Source organism: Ancylobacter mangrovi, assembly GCF_024752335.1.
GTDB classification, from domain to species: Bacteria; Pseudomonadota; Alphaproteobacteria; order Rhizobiales; family Xanthobacteraceae; genus Ancylobacter; species Ancylobacter mangrovi.
In genome coordinates this window covers 214458-232194 of sequence record NZ_JANTHY010000001.1, presented here as the reverse complement: position 1 = coordinate 232194, position 17737 = coordinate 214458, and the positions used below count along the sequence as shown (strand labels likewise).

Genomic DNA, 17737 nt, shown 5'->3' with positions numbered 1-17737 from the left:
CTGGGACGGCGCTCGCCGTCCGGGCGGACACGTCTAGGAAGTCCGTCCTTCCGCGTCAATAAACGCTGATCGGGAACCAGCGCAGATAGAGGTCGGTATAGACCCCCTCCTCCCAGAGCTGGGCGAAGGCGTAGTTGAGCGACTGGCGCAGCGCCTCGTTGCCGCGCTTGACCGCCACCCCCATGCCCTCGCCGAAATAGCGGCTCTCGGTGAAGGGGCCGCCGACGAAGGCGCAGCAGTTCTGCGACTGGGTTCCGTTCAGCCACAGCGCGAGCTCCACGCCGTCGCCGAAGATCAGGTCCACCTCGCCCTTGCGCAGCGCCGCGCGCAACGCCGCGGCGTCGGGATAGGCGCGGATCGCGGTCTCGGCGAACAGGTCGCGCAGGAACGCCTCATGCGCGGTGCCCCCGATCACGCCGACCGTCTTGGAGGCGATCGAGCCCGGCGTCACCTGTTCCGGCGTCGCCTGCGCGCCCGCCCCCGTCGGGAGGTCGACGCGCCGGCCGACGAAGCGGGCCGGCGAGCGGAAGTAGCGGTCGGTGAAGTCGACCGTCTTGCGGCTCTCCGGCGTGATGGCGATGCCGGCGATGGCCGCGTCCGCCTTGCCCTCGTCGAGCGCGGCGACAAGATCGCCGAACGGCATGATCTCGAGCGTGCAGGTGATCGCCAGCTCCTGGCAGATGGCGCGCGCGATGTCGACGTTGAAGCCCGCCGGCCGGCCGTCCTCGCCGCGGAAGCTGAAGGGCGGATAGTCCTCGGTGGTAACGAAGCGGATCTGGGTGGGAAGCTGCGTCACGTCGGGCCGGTCGGGCCGGCGCTTGGGGTCCCAGAAGCCGGGCACGTCGACCGCCGGCAGCCGCGCGACCCCGCCCGGCGCCGCGTTGGGCGCAGCCTTGGGTGCCGCCTGGGGAGCCGCCTTGGGCGCGGCCTGAGGCGCCGCCGGCTGCGCGCCGGCGCGGTCCGCCAGCAGCGGCGCGGCCAGTGCGAGCAAGGCCGCGACACACAGGCGCGCCGTGGTCGTCGTCACGAAATACCCGGTTTTCACGAAATACCCGGCCAAACCCGAACCCGCTCCGGCTACCGCCTCTTGCTGCGTCGCAGCGGTCTTGTACCGTGTCGGGACGGGCTAGGCGAGGGGTTGGGGACCGCGCGAACGCATGAGACCGTGCACGAGCCTTAGGGCCGCGGATGCCGCCGGTGCGGAGTCCGCGGTGCCGGTCGAGATCGCCGGCCTCGCCGGGCGGCTCGACCCGGCCGACCTCGCCTATGCCATACGCCGCGCCGAGCGGCTGGGAATCGGCGCCGACGAGGTGCTGCTCGCTGCCGGTCTCGTCTCCGCCGACCGGCTCGCCGGGGCGGCGGCGCAGCGGCTTGGCCTGCGCTTCGAGCCGCTCGAGCCGGACGCCCGGCCGGGAGCTCTCTCGAACACGCCCGCCATCCCCTCGGTCGCCGATATCGGCGGGCTGATGCGCAGCGGCGTGCTGGCGGACGGCACCGGCCGGCTCATCGTCGCCGCACGCGGGCGCCGGCTGCGCGAGCTCGCCGCGCGCCTCGCCGCCCGGGCCGAGCTGCGCGGGCGCATCGCCCTGACCAGCCCGGAACGGCTCGCCGCCTTCGCCCGCCGGCGCTTCGGGCCCGAGCTCGGCCGGCTCGCCGCCTTCCGCCTGCTGCACACGCGGCCCAGCGAGTCGGCGGGCACGCTCGGTGCCTCGCGGCTGGTCATGGCGGGGATCGGCCTGCTGCTCGCGGTGCTGCCGTTCCTGATGCGCGCCGCCCCCGCGCCGGTGATGCTGCCAGTTGCGGTGCTGCTGGCCGCGCTGCTGCTCGGCTGGTGCGGGCTGCGCCTCGCCGCCTGCACCATGGAGCCCGAGCCCGAGCCGCCGCCGCTGCGCTCGGACCGGCTGCTGCCCCATTACAGCCTGATCGTGCCGCTCTACCGCGAGGCGCGGGTCGTGCCCCAGCTCGTCGAGGCGCTCGACGCCATCGACTACCCGCGCGAGAAGCTGCAGATCCTGATGGTGATCGAGCCCGACGACGCCGAGACCACCGCCGCCATCGTCCGCCATGCGCTGAGGCCCGGCTTCGAGATCGTGGTGGCGCCCGAGGCCGGGCCGAAGACCAAGCCGAAAGCGCTGAACGCGGCCCTCCCCTTCGCCCATGGCAGCGTGATCGGCATCTTCGACGCGGAGGACGTGCCCGACCCGCTGCAGCCGCGGCGGGTCTGCGCCGTGCTGCAGGGCGCGCGCGGGCGCTCGGTCGGCTGCGTGCAGGCGCGCCTCGCCATCGACAACATGGCCGACAGCTGGATCACCCGGCAGTTCGCGGCCGAATATGCCGGCCATTTCGACGTCGTGCTGCCGATGCTCGGCCTGTGCGGCCTGCCGGTGCCGCTCGGCGGCACCTCCAACCATTTCCGCCGCGAGGTGCTGGAGCGGCTCGGTGCCTGGGATCCGTGCAACGTCACCGAGGACGCCGATCTCGGCGTCCGGCTGGCGCGCGCGGGCTGGCGCACCGCCGTCATCGGCTCGACCACCGACGAGGAGGCCCCGCGCGCGGCCCGCCCGTGGCTGCTCCAGCGCACCCGCTGGTACAAGGGCTGGATGCAGACCCTGCTGGTGCATGGGCGCCATCCGCGCCGGCTGGCCCGCGAGACCGGCTGGGGCGGCGCGCTGGCGTTGCTGTTCCTGCTCGGCGGCGGGGTGGCGGCGGCGCTGATGCACCCGTTCTTCGCCGTCGCGCTCCTCGCCGGCTGGCTCGCCGGCCAGCCCGCCCCGGCCGGCACCGCAGCCGCGGCGCTGGAGGGCATCGGCGTCGCGGTGCTGGTGCTCGGCTATGCGAGCACGCTGCTGTGTACCGTGGTCGGCATGCGCCGGCGCGGCCTGCCGGGCCTCGCGCGGGTGGCGCCGCTGATCCCGGCCTACTGGCTGATGATGTCGCTCGCCGCCTGGCGCGCGCTCGCCCAGCTCATCCTCGCCCCGCACTACTGGGAGAAGACCGACCACGGGCTGGCGCGCACCTCGCGCCGGCGCCTGCGCATGGCGCTCGCCGTGAAAGCGGGATCGGGGCCGGGACCGGGACCTTCCGGGCGCCCTAGAGGTAGCGGCGCAGCTCGGCGGCCGCGTCCTGCGGCGAGCGCTTCAGATTGAACGGGGCGATGAACTCGCCGTCCTTGCCCATCAGGTAGACGATGGCGGTGTGGTCCATCGTGTAGTCGCCGTCCTGGGTCGGGACCTTCTTGTAATAGACCCGGTAGGCCTTGGTGACGGCGGCGATCTGCTCGGGCGTGCCCGACAGCCCCTGAATGCTGGGATGGAAGCTGCCGAGATAGGACTTCATCACCTCCGGCGTGTCGCGCTCGGGGTCGACGGTGATGAACAGGCCGTTGACCTTGCGCGCGTCCTCGCCCAGCGCGTCGAACACCTGGGACATCTCGAACAGCGTGGTCGGGCAGATGTCCGGGCAGTGGGTGAAGCCGAAGAACACCAGCATCGGCTCGCCCAGATAGCTCTCCTGCGTCACCTTCTGCCCGTCCTCGTCGACCAGCTCGAACGGGCCGCCGATCGTGGTCTGCGCGGCGACGGTGCTGTTCGAGTTCGGCAGCAGGGCGAGCGTGCCGGCGACGACCGCGGCCGCTCCGATCACGAAGGCGACAAGGAGAATAAGGACACGGCGATGCGACATGAGGCGGCCTGCGTGGAGCGTGGGCGCGCGTCGCGCCCGTGGGGTACGGCGCCGGGCGGCACCAGCGAAGATGCCTTCGCCTTCAGATGCAATAGGCGAAGCCTGCCGCCATCAAGTCGAAGAAAACGGCGGCACCGTGACGGGCCCACAGGCCAATCGCCGCACCCAGCAATACCAGCCCGGCGACGGCAATCAGCCAGGTCGCGGCCCGGCGCGGCACGTCATCGCGCCAGCGCGCCCGCCCGCCTGCGCCCGGCGCGGCAGCACCGTGCGCGGCGCGCGGCGAAGCTCGGTCAGCCGGTCGTGCGAGAGGCTGCGCGGAGGGCCGTCCGAAGGGCGGTGCGGGCATCGGTTTCTCCCGGACGCGTGCTCAGCTTATGTAAACCTTGCCCGTGCAATCTCAAACCCGGCCGCGCGGTAAGCTTGCTCTAACGGCAAAATAGTATTGAAATGCCACCAAACTCGGTATGTGCGGTGGGGCTATATTGACTTATCAAGTGTCTCGGCGCCCGGTGGGATGGTTCGAGGCGGGGCGATCGGGCGGGCCCTTGTAACCATGATTGAAGCCGGACGTTCTAACAGGTCGGATTCGGTCCGTTCACCTTCCGGCCCGCGTCCCGGTGCCGAGGTGACAGGTCACCTGTTGTCCGCGCTCGAGTCGCTCAAGGACGGCTTCGCCCTGTTCGACCCCGAGGACCGCATGGTCCTCCACAACCGCCGCTTCATCGAGATTTTCCCGTTTCTGGAAACGCTCGGCGACCTGCACGGGCTCACCTTCACCGCCCTCGCCTCGGTTCCCTCCGGGGAATGGAGCTGGGTCGACAGCCCCGAGGACTACGTCGCCGAGCGCATGCGCCGGCACCACGCCGCCACCGGCGAGCCATTCAACATCCCGCTCGAGAACGGCGGCTGGGCCCAGGTCCGCGAATACCGCACGCCGGACGGCTGGATCGTCGCCACCTGGAGCGACATCAGCACCCTTAAATCGGACGAGAAGAAGCTGCTCGACGCCATAGACAGCCTCGGCGAGGGCTTCGTGCTGCTCGACGCCGGCGACCGGATCCTGCTCGCCAACAGCCACATGCGCGAGATGTTCGCCGCCGCCGGCGTGTCGCTACGCTCCGGCCGGGCGCTGCACGAGGTGCTCGAGGAGGCGGAGCGCGGCGGCTTCTTCGCCGAGGACATTCCCGCGGACTTCGTCGCCTCGCTGATGGCCGAGCTGCGCGAGGTGCCCGCGCGCCGGGTCGAGATCCCGCTGCGCAACGGCGGCTGGATGCTGGTCAGCCACAGCCATACCGACGACGGCCACACGGTCGGCGTGTGGACCGAGCTCACCACCCAGAAGAAGCGCGAGGCCGAGCTGATCGTCATGCGCGAGCAGCTGCGCCAGCAGACCGAGGCGCTCGCCGAGTTCGCCAGCCTGATCGCCCGCCACGCCCGCCACGACCTGCTGACCGGGCTGCCGAACCGCTTCGCGCTGGAGGAGCGGCTCGGCCAGCTCCTGCGCGACCGCGACCCGCGCGAGATCTGGCTCGCCTTCATCGACCTCGATCATTTCAAGGGCATCAACGACGCGGTCGGCTACGCCGCCGCCGACGACCTGCTCCGCGAGGTCGGGCAGTTCCTGCGCGGGCAGGTGCGCGGCGACGACATGGTCGCGCGGCTCGGCGGCGACGAGTTCGCCGTCATCCTCACCGGGCTCGACGAATCCGAGGTGCTGCGCATCGCCCGCCGCCTCAACAGCGCCACCCATGGCCGCTCCTTCATGGCGGGAGGCCGCAGCTTCGCGGTGGGGCTGAGCATCGGCCTCGCCCACAGCACGCCGGCGCTCGCCACCCCTTCGAGCCTGCTGGCGGCGGCCGACACCGCCTGCTACGTCGCGAAGGATGCCGGCCGCGACCGCGTGCAGGTCTACGACCTCGGCGACCCGAAGGTGAACGTCACCCAGCAGCGGCTGAGCTGGGCCGAGCGGATCCAGCTCGGGCTCGAGCTCGACCGCTTCTCGCTGCACCTCCAGGCGATCGTCGACGACCACCGCAACGTGCTCGGCTACGAGGCGCTGATCCGGCTGATCGACGAGGACGGCGCTTCCTGCGGCCCCGGCCAGTTCCTGCCGGCGGCGCGGCGGCTGGGGCTGATGGGCCGGATCGACGCCTGGGTGCTGCGCCACGCCACCGACCTCGCGCTGCGCCTCATCAGCCGCGGCGCGCAGCAGTACATCTCGGTCAATGTCGGCGCCAATTCGCTGGCCGACCTCGCCTTCCAGCGCAACCTGATCGACCTCCTGGAGATGTATCCCGGCGTCGAGCAGGCGCTGAGGATGGAGATCACCGAGACCGAGGAAATCGACGACATCGGCCAGATCAGCGCCTTCCTGAGCGATCTCAGGTCGCGCGGCCTGCACATCTATCTCGACGATTTCGGCAATGGCTACAATTCGTTCGAGGCGCTGAAGCGGCTGCCGGTCGACGGCATCAAGATCGACTGGACGGTGACGCGCGACCTGCTCCAGGACCCGATCGACGAGGCGCTGATGCGCGCCGCCATCTCGATCGCGCGCTCGCTCAAGCTCGAGCTGGTCGCCGAGGGGGTCGAGCAGGAGGTGCAACTCGCCAAGCTGCGCGAGCTCGGCGCGTCCCGCTATCAGGGCTTCTTCTTCCACCGCCCGGCCGAAGCCGAGGCCGTGCTGAGCTGAGCCGGATTGAGCTGGTAGCCGGACCGTACCCCGCCGCCGTCTCCCGCGCCTCAGCCCTCGCCGAGCAGCACCGCCTGGCCGAGATCGAGGGTGAGCGTGATCGGCGCGCCGACCGGCGCCTCGGCCATGATCTCGGCGCCCGTCACCCGCGTCTCCACCAGACCGATCCCCTCCACCGTCACCCGGGTGATGGTGTGCGAGCCCTGATAGACATGGGCCGCCACCACGCCGCTGATCCGGTTCGCGCCGTCACCGGGCTGCGCGCCGGTGGGCTGCACGTGCTCGGGGCGCAGGAAGGCGCGCACCTCGGTGCCGTGGCCGAAGCGCCATTCCGGCCGCGCCGGCGCGGTCAGCCGGCCGATGCCCGGCAGCACCAGCGCCGCCTCGCCGCCGGCGATCTCGTAGCGCCCCGCCGGCAGGGCGTTGATCTCGCCGATGAAGGAGGCGACGAAGCCGTTGGCGGGCGTGCGGTAGAGCTCGATCGGCGGCGCCACCTGCTGCACCTCGCCGCGATTCATCACCACGATGCGGTCGGAGAGACTGAGCGCCTCGCCCTGGTCGTGGGTGACGAAGATGGTGGTCAGCCCGGTCTTGCGGTGCAGGTCCGACAGCTCGACCTGCATCTGCGCGCGCAGGTTCTTGTCGAGCGCGGAGAGCGGCTCGTCGAGCAGCAGCACCTTGGGGCGGATGACGATGGCGCGGGCCAGCGCCACGCGCTGCTGCTGGCCGCCGGAGAGCTGGCGCACCCGGCGCTCCTCCATCCCGCCCAGCTTCATCATCTCGATCACGCGCCGCACCTCGGCGTCGATCTCGGCCCTCGACAGCTTGCGCATGCGCAGGCCGAAGGCGACGTTGTCGTAGACGTTCATGTGCGGGAACAGGGCGTAGCTCTGGAACACCATGCCGATGTCGCGGCGATAGGGCTCCACCTGCGTCACGTCGGCGCCGTCGACGATGATCTTGCCGGCGGTCGGGTCGACGAAGCCGGCGATCATGCCGAGCAGGGTCGACTTGCCGCAGCCGGACGGGCCGAGCAGGGTGACGAACTCGCCCCGGCCGACGGTGAGCGAGACGTCGGCGACGCCCACCGCACTGCCATAGTCCTTGCGGACGCGCACGATCTCGACGGCGGGATCGGCGGGGTTGCTCGGGTTCATGCGTCAGCTCTCCGGCACGTCGTGATGGGCAGCGCGCCCGCCTTCCGGGGCGAACCCGGGGCAGACGGCGCTAGTGGGTGTCGATCGCCAGCACGCGCCGCAGCCCGAAGGCGCGGTCGGCGATGAACATGAGGAGGGTGGTGGCGATGATCAGCATCGCCGAGATCGCCGACACGGTCGGGTCGGCATATTCGCGAATGTAGTTGTACATGGCGACCGGCAGGGTCTGGGTGCGGCTGCCGGTGACATAGAGCGAGGCTGTGAACTCGGTGAAGGAGATCACCGCCGCGATCAGCCAGCCGCCCGCCATGCCGGGCAGCACCAGCGGCAGCTCGATCCGCGTCAGCACGTGGAAGGGCGAGGCGCCGAGATTGGCCGCCGCGCGGGAGAGGTCGCTGTCGACATTGGCGAGGCTGACATAGACCGCCCGCGTCACGAACGGCATCACCAGCACCATGTGCGCCAGCACCACCATCACGTAACCCTGCTGCAGCCGGAACGCGCCGCCGAGCAGCAGGAAGCCGAAGCCGAGCGTGAAGTGCGGGATGATGAGCGGCGACCACAGCACCGCCTCCAGCACGCCGCGCCCGGCGAACTCGTAGCGGTTGACCAGCCAGGCAAAGGTCGAGCCGACGATGAGCGCCAGCGTCGAGGCGAAGCTGGTGACGACGATCCCGTTCCAGAAGGCGGACTGGAAGTCGGGATAGGTAACCGCCTTCTGGTACCACTGGAACGAGATGCCCTCGGGCGGGAAGGCGAGGATCTCGGTCGGGTTGACCGAGGTCATCAGCACCACGATGGTCGGCAGCGTCATGTAGACGAGGATCGCCGTCACCAGGCTCCAGAAGGCGAAGACGCGCATCGCTCAAATCCTCAGTGGATCGCCAGGCGCTTCTCGAGGCGCCCGGTTGCCGACTTCATCAAGGCGAGGCTGCCGAGCGCGGCGACGAGCGCGATCAGGCTCAGCGTCGCCGCGAACGGCATGTTGAGCACGGAGAAGCCCTGCAGATAGGCGAGGTTGGAGATCATCAGCACCTTGCCGCCGCCGATCAGCTGCGGGGTGGAGAAGGCGCTCATGGTCCAGGCGAAGATGACCACCACGCCGGAGAGGATGCCGGGCATGGTCAGCGGCAGGGTGATGCGCCAGAACACGGCGGTCGGGCTGGCGCCGAGATTGGCGGCCGCCTTCTCGCAGTCGCGGTCGACATGGCTGATCGCGGTGGCGAGCAGGATGATCATCACCGGCATGGAGAACTGCACCAGCGCCACCACCACGCCGAAGCGGGTGTACATGAGCTGGATCGGCATATCGATGATCGACAGCTTGCGCAGGATCGAGTTGACGAAGCCGTCCGCGCCCAGCGTCAGCATCCACGACAGGGTGCGCACGATCTCGCCGGTGAAGAGCGGGGTGATCGACAGCGAGATCAGCAGCGAGCGCACCCAGTCGCGCCTGGCCCGCACCAGCGCAAAGGCGACCGGGTAGCTCAGCAGCAGCGAGAACACCGCGGTGAGCAGGCTGATGTAGAAGGTGTCGAGCAGCACCAGCCAGTAGATCGGCCGGTTGATGCGCACGAAATTCTCGAGGGTGAAGCCGCCGACGTCCAGCGAGCCGGGGATGAACTCCCGCACGCTGTACTGCAGCACCTCGAGGATGGCGGCGGCCAGGATCACGGCCGTCACCACCGCGGGCGCGAGAAAGGTGACGAAGAACGGGCAGCGTCGGGTCATGTCACGTCTCCATCCGGCCCGGGCGCGGGAGCGCCGGGCCGGACGGTTCTCCTGTTGGGCCTCAGGCTCAGTGCATCATGTTCTCGGTGAACCACACCTTCCACTGCGGCAGCAGGGTGGCATAGGTCTTGTCGTCGAGCACGATGGCTTCCTTCTCGATCTGCTCCTGGCTGGTGAAGATGCCGGGCAGCTTGGCGATCTCCGGATCGAGCTTGGCTTCCGGGCTCATGGGCGAGCACTTGTGGAAGTTGCAGAGCTTGGCGAGCATTTCCGGCTCGAGGGCGATGTTCAGGAACTGCTCGGCCCAGTCCTTGTGCTTGGTGTTCTTGGCGATGCCCCAGACGTCCACGCCGACCACCGCGCCTTCCTTCGGCACGTCGATCTCGACCGGCATGCCGAGCTTCTGCAGGTGGTAGCCATTGATGTTGAGCAGCACCTGCACCGGGCTCTCGCCGGTGCGCATCAGGTTCTGGCTGGTGGCGTCCGACTGGTAGAAGGTCTTGATGTTCTTCTTCAGCTCCAGCAGCTTCGGCTTCACCTGGTCCCACTGCTCGGGCGTCACGCCGGCGAGCTTGGTGGCGGCGATGATGATGTGGCTCGGGTCGAAGTCCGGCAGCGCCAGCTTGCCCTTCACCTCGTCGCCCCACAGCGTGCTCCACGAATCGATCTTGAAGCCCTTGGGCATCAGGTCGGTGCGGAAGGCGGGCGTGTAGACGTACACATAGTCGGAGACCGTGTAGTCGGAGCGCTTCGCCATCGGGTAGAGCTTGGCGGCGTTGGGGATCTTCGACCAGTCGAGTTTCTCCATCAGCCCGTCGGCATGGTAGAGATAGCCCACCTGGCCGGTGGTGTTCACGAGGTCGGCCTCGGGATTGTCCTTCGCGACCTTGGCCTTGGCCAGCCGGTCGAGCGTACCGCCGGTGATGTACTCGACCTCGACGCCGGTGCGCTTGGTGAATTCCTTGCCGACGATCTGGACGCCTTCCTTCCAGTTGCCGCCCCAGGTGCTGATGACCAGCTTATCCTGAGCCGATGCGCCGGTGGCCATCACGGCCAGGGCGCCCAGTGCGATGCACAGCTTCTTCATCGTTCCACCTCTTTATTTGGGACGGCTTCAGCCGCCCGGATCTTCACGCGCCCGGCCGGCTCAGTAGCCGCGGGCGGGGTCGACTTCGTGCAGCGGCGCCAGCCCCTGCCTCACGCGCCGGATGCTCTCCGCCACGTCGCGCGCCGCCAGGCCCGGCACGGTGATGCTCGCCATGTGCGGCGTGATCAGAACGTTGTCGAACGACCAGAGCGGGTGGCCGGCGGGTAGCGGCTCGGTCTCGAACACGTCGAGCGTCGCCTCCCCGATCTGGCCGGAGCGCAGCGCCGCGATCATCGCCGCCTCGTCCACCACCGCCCCGCGCGAGGCGTTGATGAACTTCACGCCCTTCGGCATCAGCGCGAATTCGCGCGCGCCGATCAGGTGGCGCGACTGCGGGGTGAGCGGCAGCAGGCTGACGATGATCTCGTTGCCCGCCAGCACCCGCTCCAGCCCGTCGGCGCCGGTCTCGGAGGCGACGCCCGGGATCTGCTTGGGCGAGCGCGACCAGCCGGTGACGGTGAAGCCCATCAAGGCGAGGGTGCGCGCCGCCGGCCCGCCGAGCTCGCCGAGGCCGAGCACCGCCACCTTGATGTCCGCCAGCGGGCGCGGGTGGACATATTCCCACTCCCCGCGCCGGGTGGCGCGCTCGAAGATGTGCATGTCGCGGGCGTAGCGGGTGACGGCGAACACGACGTAGCTCGTCATCATCGCCACCATGCCGGGGTCCGACAGGCGCGAGAACTTCACCGGCGCCAGATCGTCCCGGTTCACCAGCGCGTCGACGCCGGCGCCGAGATTGGTCACCAGCTTGAGGTTCGGGAAGCGGGAGAAGAACCCCTTGGGCGGCAGCCACGCGAGCACATAGGCCACCTCCTCGGGATTGCCGACCTCGGGGTCGACGCGGAAGTCGAGGTCCGGCAGCTCGGCCGCCATCGCCTCCTGCCAGCCGGCGGCGCTGTCCACCGGGCTGTAGAAGACCAGCGCGTCGGCGCTCATGACGCCGCCATGCGGCACGCGGCCGGGACGCGGGAGAAGGGACGAGCTTTCCCCATCGCGCCGCGCACTTGCCGCCGCGCGGGAGCGCGATCGTGCCGCCGCGCCTGAAAAAGCCTCATCAGCCCGCTCCGTGCCTCAATCGTTTTTCCTGTCAGGAAATGTTGCCGCATCAGGATGGATAGAAAAATACTTTTAGCCAGTCTTCAAGATAGGAAATTCCAATCCGTGTTTCAGCGCGGGCCGGTCGGCGCCAGAAAGGCCACCACGGCCTCGCCCGCGGGCTCGCAGCTCGCACGCAGCGTCGCCTCCTCGCTCGAGACCAGCGTCTCGCCGGGGCGCACCACAACCGAGCCTAGCGCGTGGCCGACCTGCCAGGTGCCGCTCACCGCGTGCAGCACCAGCAGGCCCCCGTCGGGCGCGGCGAGCAGCGGCTCGGTGGCGCCGGAGGCGGGCATGACCTGCGCGTTCCAGCGCCCGCGCCGGGTCATCACGTTGAACACCCGCACCGCCCCGTCGGGCAGCAGCGAGCGCGGCTGCTGGACGCTGTCGAAATAGAGCGGCTCGAGCCGGTTCAACTCGCGCGTCTCGCTGCCGAAGACGAGCGAGAGGCGCTCGCGCGTCAGCAGGGTGATATGGCGATCGACCCCGGGGAAGGAGGAGAACGGCCCCTCGGCGACGATCGGCGCCAAGCTGAGCCGGATGTCGAAATCCTCCTGCGTCGCGCCTTCGGGCAGCAGCAGCACGTCCTGCGTCACGCCGCCGCCATTCTTCCACGGCGTGACCTTGTAGTCGGACGTCGTGAGGACCTTGATCCAGCTCATTGCACCCTGCCCGGCGCCCGGCCGGGCCGGCACCGCTCCCTCAGCCAAAGAGGCCGGAGACTACCGAGCGCCCGCCGAGCGCGGCAATCGGCAGCGCATCGGCGCAGGAAACAGTTTGCCGATGGAGAGGATAGTTCCCGCCTATGAAGGCGCCCGCCGACCCGTCGCGCCGCGATGCCGGACCCAGGTAAGGCGCCCGGCCTCAGCGCAGCGTCACGCGCGGGGAGAGCGTGCCCGGCTCGAAGATGCCGCCGGGCGAGAAGCATGCCTTGAGGTGGCGCGCGAACACCTCCACCGCCGGGCGCGGCGCCTGCCGCCGCAGCTTGAGGCTGACGAGGCGCACCGGCGGCAGCTTGTCGGTCAGCGGGACGGCGGCGACGCGCCCGCCATCATGGGTGCTCAGGCTGCGCGGCAGCACGTTCTGGATCGTGTAGCCGCGCCCGTGCCCCACCAGCCCGCGCGTCAGTTCATAGGCCTTGGAGCGGAAGGCGATCTGCGGCTCGACGCCCACGGTCTGGAACAGGCTCAGGAAGTAATCGCGCGAATGCGGCAGGTCGAGCAGGATGAACGGCTCGTCGCGCAGGTCCGCGAGGCTGATGCGCTCGCGCTGGCTCAGCGGGTGGTCGGGATGCAGCACCGCATAGGGCGGCAGCTCGGCCAGCGGCTCGGCCACCACCTCGTCGGGGCGGGCGAACTCGTAGGACAGCGCCAGCTCGGTGCGCCCGGAGATGATGCCCTCGAGAATCTGCTGCTGGTCGCCCTCGTCGAGGCTCACCGTGATGCCGGGATGGCTTTCGGCGAAGGCGGAGAGCAGGCTCGGCATGAAATGGGTGGCGATGGTCCAGAAGCAGCCCACCGCGATCTCGCCGCGCACCTCGTCGGACATGGCGCGCGCGTTCTGGCCGAAATCGCGCGCATGGTTGAGCAGCAGCCGCGCCTCGTTGACGATGCGGGTGCCGGCGATGGTGGTGGTCACGCCCTTTGCATGGTGGCGCACGAACACCTGCACGCCGCAATCCGCCTCGAACTGCGCGATCGCCGCCGAAATCGAGGGCTGCGAGACGTTCAGATGCTTCGCCGCTTCGGTCAGATTGCCGAAATCAGCGGTGGCAACCACGTAGCGCAGCGCGCGGAGAGACACGTTCATCGGAATTTTCGATCCCAAAACCCAATCGAAAATATTTTACCGATCCATCGGGCCGGCGCAATATTTCCTCGCAGGAAAAAGGAAGCAGCAATGATCCGTACAGGCGAGCAGTATCGCGAGGGGCTTCAGGACGGTCGCGAAGTCTGGATTGACGGCGAGCGGGTGAAGGATGTCACCAGCCACCCGGCCTTCAAGCCGATCGTCGATGTCCGGGCCCGCATGTACGACATGGCGCACGAGGCGCAGTATCAGGACCGCCTGACCTACGTCGAGGACAACAAGCGCAACACCATTTTCTACAAGCCGCCCCGCGAAACCAAGGACTGGACCGACAAGGTCGAGGCGGTCGACACGGTGATGAAGGACATCGGCGGCGTCGTGACCCGCGTCGGTGACGAGACGATCGGCGAAGTCTGGTCTCTCATCGACGGACGTGACGTTCTGGCGGAGTTCGACCCCCGCTTCGCCGACAATGTCGATCGGCACGTCCAGAACATCTTCGACAACGACATCTTCCACATCTCGGCGAACACCGATCCCAAGGGCGACCGCTCCCTTCCGCCCCAGGACCAGGATCCCGACATGATGGTCCATGTCGTCAAGGAGACCGACGCGGGCATCGTCATCCGCGGCGCCAAGTACGAGACCGCCGCCGCCTATGCCGACCAGGCGTTCCTGAAGCCGACCGTCGGCGCGTGGACCAACGAGACGCTGTCCGACTACGCGGTCGGCGGCATCATCGACATGGGCGCGCCGGGCGTGAAGCAGATCTGCCGCTCGTCCTTCGCCGGCCGCACCGACCCGCAGGACTACCCGCTGGCCAACAAGTTCGACGAGGTCGAATCCCTCGTCATCTTCGACAACGTGCTGATCCCCTGGGAGAACGTGTTCTTCTACCGCCACACCAAGGCGGCCCAGTACATCCGCGCGACGCTGCACCGCTACTCGGCGTTCCCCTATGTCCACCGCCTGCTCTACGTCGCCGACATGATGATCGGCGCGGCGATGTGGAACGCCAAGCAGACCGGCCTCGACAAGCTGCAGGCGGTGCGCGAGAAGCTCGCCGACCTGGTGTGCTACCGCGAGGGCATCAACGCGCATCTCACCGCGGCCATCGCCACCGCGCAGACCAGCCCCGGCGGCCTGCTGATGCCGAACCAGTCGCTGCTCTATGCCGGGCGCGTGCACGCCTGCGCCAACCTGCCGGCGATGATGCACATCGCCCGCGAGCTGTGCGGCGGCCAGATCTGCGTCACCCCGAACGCCTCCTCGTTCCACAACACCGGCTCGGGCGAGTGGCTGCAGAAGTTCTACACGCTGAACAAGCAGTGGGAGGCGGAGGACCGCCGCAAGCTGCTCGCCTTCGCCCGCGACCTGCTCAACTCGGACTATGCCGGCCACCGGCTGACCTTCGTGCAGTTCGCCCAGGCGCCGCACTTCAACCACCTCAACGCCGTCTACAACTCGTTCGACTTCTCCGGTCCGCTCGACTTCGTGCGCAAGGCGGCGGGCCTGTCGGACAAGGTGATGGGAACCGGAAAATGAGCCAGATCGACATCGCCCAGTTCCGCGAGGCCATGGGCCGCACGGCCTCCGGCGTCACCGTCATCACCACCGACGGCGAGACCGGGCGCGGCGGCGTGACGGTCTCCTCGCTGTGCTCGCTCTCGATGGAGCCGCCCTCGGTGCTGTTCTGCCTCAACAAGGGCAGCCGCATGCTTCCGACGCTGCTGGGCAACGGCGTGTTCGCGGCCAACATCCTCGCCCACGACCAGCACCGGGTGGCCGACAGCTTCGCCGGCCTGATCCCGGAGCTGCGCGAGGACCGCTTCAAGGTCGCCGAATGGGACCGGCTCCACACCGGCTCGCCGATCCTGCGCGGCGCGCTGTGCCGCTTCGACTGCCGGATCGCCGGCGTGTTCGAGTTCGGCACCCACCACATCATCGCCGGCGAGGTGATGGCGCTGGAATCGACCGAGAGGAAGCCGCTCGTCTATTCCAACCGGGGCTATCACAAGCTGCAGGCAGCCTGAGGCATGAGCGATACGGCGTGCGCGCCTGACGGCGCGAAGAGCCTGGACGCGAAGAGCCCGGCGGAAGGCGCGCAGGACGGGCCCTCCGCCGGGCTCGTCGAGCTTCTTTCCACGCTCATCGGCTTCGAGTCGGTGAGCGCGCGCTCCAACCTGCCGATCGTCACCTTCATCGCCGACTATCTGCGCACGCATGGCGTCGAAAGCCGTCTGATCCCGAACGCGGCCGGCGACAAGGCCTCGCTCCTCGCCACCATCGGCCCGGCCGACCGGCCCGGGCTCGCGCTCTCCGCCCATACCGACGTGGTGCCCGTCGAGGGGCAAGACTGGTCGAGCCCGCCCTTCGCCGCCACCCTCCGCGACGGGCGCCTCTACGGGCGCGGCTCCACCGACATGAAGGGCTTCCTCGCCGTGGTGCTGGCGGCGGTGCCGGACTTCGTGGCGCAGGCGAGCGCGCGCCCGGTGCATCTGTGCTTCTCCTATGACGAGGAGGTGGGCTGCGCCGGCGCGCCCGACCTCGTCGCCGCCACCGCCGCCCTGCCGGTGCCGCCGGCGCTGTGCATCGTCGGCGAGCCGACCTCGCTCAAGGTGGCGCATGCCCATAAGGGCAAGTTCGCCGAGCGCCTCGTCGTCACCGGCAAGGGCGGCCATTCCGCCCTGCCCCACCGCGCCGCCAATGCCGTGGCGGCGGCGGCGCGCATCGCCTGCGGGCTGGAGGCGATCGGCGCCAGCCTCGCGCAGACCCTCGACGAGGCGTTCGACCCGCCCTTCACCACCGTCCATGTCGGCTCGCTGCACGGCGGCGTCGCGCTCAACCTGGTGCCGGACCGCGCGGTGCTGGAATATGAGGTGCGCACCGTGCCCGGCGCCGATGCCGGCGCCATCCGGGCGCAGATCGACGCGCTGGTCGCGCGGGTCGATGCGGAGCTGAAGGCGCAGGCGCCCGAGGCCGGCATAGCGGTCGAGCCGATCAGCGCCTATCCCGGCCTCGACACCCCGGCCGACCTTCCCGCCGCCGCGCGGCTCGCCCGCCTCACCGGCTCCAACGAGGCGCCGGTCACGCTTGCCTTCGGCACCGAGGCGGGGCTCTATTTCGAGGCCGGCATCCCGACCCTGGTCTGCGGGCCCGGCGACATCGCCCGCGCCCACAAGGCCGACGAATGGGTCGGGCTCGACGAGCTCGCCCGCGCCGAGCGGCTGATGCGCGCCCTCGCGCGCGCCCTCGGCGACACCCCTTCCGAACCGCTCTTCTGACCCCCCAGCGAGGCTCCTTCCATGGTCGTGCACAAGCGTCTGCGTCCCTTCAACACCAAGGAAACCTATCCCGAGCAGAAGCTCGACAACGACCTCTCCCAGGGCGTGGTCGCCAAGGGCACCATGGTGTTCCTGCGCGGCCAGGTCGCCCAGGACCTCGATAGCCGCGAGAGCGTGCATGTCGGCGACGCCGGCAAGCAGACCGAGAAGGCGATGCAGAACGTGAAGATGCTGCTGGAGGAAGCCGGCAGCGAGATGAGCCACATCTGCCGCATCGTCGTCTACGTCACCGACATCCGCTACCGCGAGGCGGTCTATCAGGAGATGGGCAAGTGGATGAAGGGCGTGTTCCCCTGCTCCACCGGCCTCGTCGTGCCCGCGCTCGCGCGGCCGGAATGGCTGGTCGAGATCGAGGTGACCGCGGTCATCCCCGACGCAGCCTGAGCGGGAGGCACGGCGTGACCTTCTCCATCTCCGCGCGCTGCGCGCGCACCGGCATGTTCGGCATCGCGGTCTCGTCCTCCTCGCCGGCGGTCGCGGCGCGCTGCGCCCATGCGCGCGCCGGCGTGGGCGTGGTGGCCACGCAGAACATCACCGACCCGACCCTCGGCCCCAAGGGGCTCGACCTGCTCGCCGGGGGGCTCTCCCCCGACGAGGTGATGGCGCGCTTCGAAGCCGAGGCTCCGTTCTTCGACTACCGGCAGGTGGTGGTGCTCGACACGCTCGGGCGCTCCGCCGGCCATTCCGGCACCAAGACGCTCGGCACCTACGCCATCGCGCGGGGGCCGGACGTGGCGGCGGCGGGCAATCTGCTCGCCTCCGACAAGGTGCCGCAGGCGATGGTCGACAGCTTCGCCGCGATGCCCGAGGCGCATCTGGGCGACCGTCTCGTGGCGGCGATGAAGGCGGCGGTGGCCGCCGGCGGCGAAGAAGGCCCGGTGCATTCGGTCGGCATGCTGCTGGTCGACAAGGTGGCGTGGTCGGTCGCGGACCTGCGCATCGACTGGTCGGAAGGCGACGTCATGGCCGAGCTCGAGGCGCTGTGGCAGCTCTGGGTGCCGCAGATGGACGCCTATGTGACCCGCGCCCTCGACCCCTCCACCGCGCCCTCCTATGGCGTTCCCGGCGATGAATGAGG

The 17737-nt window shown here is 69.4% G+C and carries 17 protein-coding genes; 7 read left to right on the top strand and 10 right to left on the bottom strand.

Translation table 11 applies throughout. The features are described from left to right. Window positions 1–55: 55 nt before the first annotated feature. Complete coding sequence (locus tag NVS83_RS01010; protein ID WP_258737660.1) at window positions 56–1027, bottom strand: transporter substrate-binding domain-containing protein; 972 nt, start codon at window positions 1025–1027, stop codon at window positions 56–58. A gap of 184 nt (window positions 1028–1211) precedes the next feature. On the opposite strand from NVS83_RS01010, the gene NVS83_RS01005 reads away from it, so the two are divergent. Continuing rightward, complete coding sequence (locus tag NVS83_RS01005) at window positions 1212–3146, top strand: glycosyltransferase (RefSeq protein ID WP_258737659.1); 1935 nt, start codon at window positions 1212–1214, stop codon at window positions 3144–3146. Here NVS83_RS01005 and NVS83_RS01000 read toward each other — a convergent pair. Both NVS83_RS01000 and NVS83_RS00995 read right to left on the bottom strand, forming a co-directional pair. After that, window positions 3091–3681 (bottom strand): SCO family protein, encoded by a 591-nt coding sequence (locus NVS83_RS01000; RefSeq protein ID WP_258737658.1) that lies wholly within the window; start codon window positions 3679–3681, stop codon window positions 3091–3093. The two genes, NVS83_RS01005 and NVS83_RS01000, sit on opposite strands and share 56 nt — an antisense overlap. An 82-nt stretch (window positions 3682–3763) precedes the next feature. Then, the gene (locus tag NVS83_RS00995) at window positions 3764–4030 is read right to left on the bottom strand and encodes a hypothetical protein (protein ID WP_258737657.1); all 267 of its coding nucleotides are present in this window, start codon (window positions 4028–4030) and stop codon (window positions 3764–3766) included. 294 nt (window positions 4031–4324) lie between these two features. On the opposite strand from NVS83_RS00995, the gene NVS83_RS00990 reads away from it, so the two are divergent. Then, window positions 4325–6376: a putative bifunctional diguanylate cyclase/phosphodiesterase gene (locus NVS83_RS00990; protein ID WP_258737656.1), complete on the top strand. Its 2052-nt coding sequence runs from the start codon at window positions 4325–4327 to the stop codon at window positions 6374–6376. Window positions 6377–6426: 50 nt separating this feature from the next. Here the strand turns inward: NVS83_RS00990 and NVS83_RS00985 are convergent, their stop codons facing one another. From NVS83_RS00985 to NVS83_RS00955, 7 genes are all read right to left on the bottom strand, one after another. Next, window positions 6427–7533 carry an ABC transporter ATP-binding protein gene (locus NVS83_RS00985; protein WP_258737655.1) on the bottom strand — a complete coding sequence of 369 codons (1107 nt, stop codon included), beginning with the start codon at window positions 7531–7533 and terminating at the stop codon, window positions 6427–6429. A 70-nt stretch (window positions 7534–7603) separates the two neighbouring features. After that, a complete protein-coding gene (locus NVS83_RS00980; RefSeq protein WP_258737654.1) occupies window positions 7604–8395 on the bottom strand; it encodes an ABC transporter permease in 792 nt (263 codons plus the stop codon). Window positions 8396–8406: 11 nt separating this feature from the next. Beyond that, complete coding sequence (locus NVS83_RS00975; RefSeq protein ID WP_258737653.1) at window positions 8407–9264, bottom strand: ABC transporter permease; 858 nt, start codon at window positions 9262–9264, stop codon at window positions 8407–8409. A 67-nt stretch (window positions 9265–9331) separates the two neighbouring features. After that, window positions 9332–10351 (bottom strand): ABC transporter substrate-binding protein, encoded by a 1020-nt coding sequence (locus NVS83_RS00970; protein WP_258731256.1) that lies wholly within the window; start codon window positions 10349–10351, stop codon window positions 9332–9334. A 60-nt stretch (window positions 10352–10411) separates the two neighbouring features. After that, window positions 10412–11347 (bottom strand): 2-hydroxyacid dehydrogenase, encoded by a 936-nt coding sequence (locus NVS83_RS00965; RefSeq protein WP_258737652.1) that lies wholly within the window; start codon window positions 11345–11347, stop codon window positions 10412–10414. A 230-nt stretch (window positions 11348–11577) separates the two neighbouring features. After that, window positions 11578–12168 carry a HutD/Ves family protein gene (locus NVS83_RS00960; protein ID WP_258737651.1) on the bottom strand — a complete coding sequence of 197 codons (591 nt, stop codon included), beginning with the start codon at window positions 12166–12168 and terminating at the stop codon, window positions 11578–11580. 202 nt (window positions 12169–12370) lie between these two features. After that, window positions 12371–13315, bottom strand: a complete 945-nt coding sequence (locus tag NVS83_RS00955; RefSeq protein WP_258731260.1) for a LysR family transcriptional regulator — start codon at window positions 13313–13315, stop codon at window positions 12371–12373. A 90-nt stretch (window positions 13316–13405) separates the two neighbouring features. Here NVS83_RS00955 and NVS83_RS00950 point away from each other — a divergent pair, with 90 nt between their 5' ends. Genes NVS83_RS00950 through NVS83_RS00930 form a run of 5 tightly spaced genes read left to right on the top strand, consistent with a single transcriptional unit; the run spans window position 13406 to window position 17735 of the window. After that, window positions 13406–14860 (top strand): 4-hydroxyphenylacetate 3-hydroxylase family protein, encoded by a 1455-nt coding sequence (locus NVS83_RS00950; protein WP_258737650.1) that lies wholly within the window; start codon window positions 13406–13408, stop codon window positions 14858–14860. Next, window positions 14857–15348, top strand: coding sequence for a flavin reductase family protein (locus tag NVS83_RS00945; protein WP_258731263.1), 492 nt, complete (start codon window positions 14857–14859; stop codon window positions 15346–15348). Before NVS83_RS00950 ends, NVS83_RS00945 begins: the two co-directional genes overlap by 4 nt. Before the next feature lie 3 nt (window positions 15349–15351). Next, window positions 15352–16599, top strand: coding sequence for an acetylornithine deacetylase (argE, locus tag NVS83_RS00940; RefSeq protein WP_258737649.1), 1248 nt, complete (start codon window positions 15352–15354; stop codon window positions 16597–16599). Between the two features lie 21 nt (window positions 16600–16620). Further along, complete coding sequence (locus tag NVS83_RS00935; RefSeq protein ID WP_258731265.1) at window positions 16621–17043, top strand: RidA family protein; 423 nt, start codon at window positions 16621–16623, stop codon at window positions 17041–17043. A gap of 14 nt (window positions 17044–17057) precedes the next feature. Then, window positions 17058–17735: a DUF1028 domain-containing protein gene (locus tag NVS83_RS00930; protein WP_258737648.1), complete on the top strand. Its 678-nt coding sequence runs from the start codon at window positions 17058–17060 to the stop codon at window positions 17733–17735. The last annotated feature ends 2 nt before the right edge of the window (window positions 17736–17737 follow it).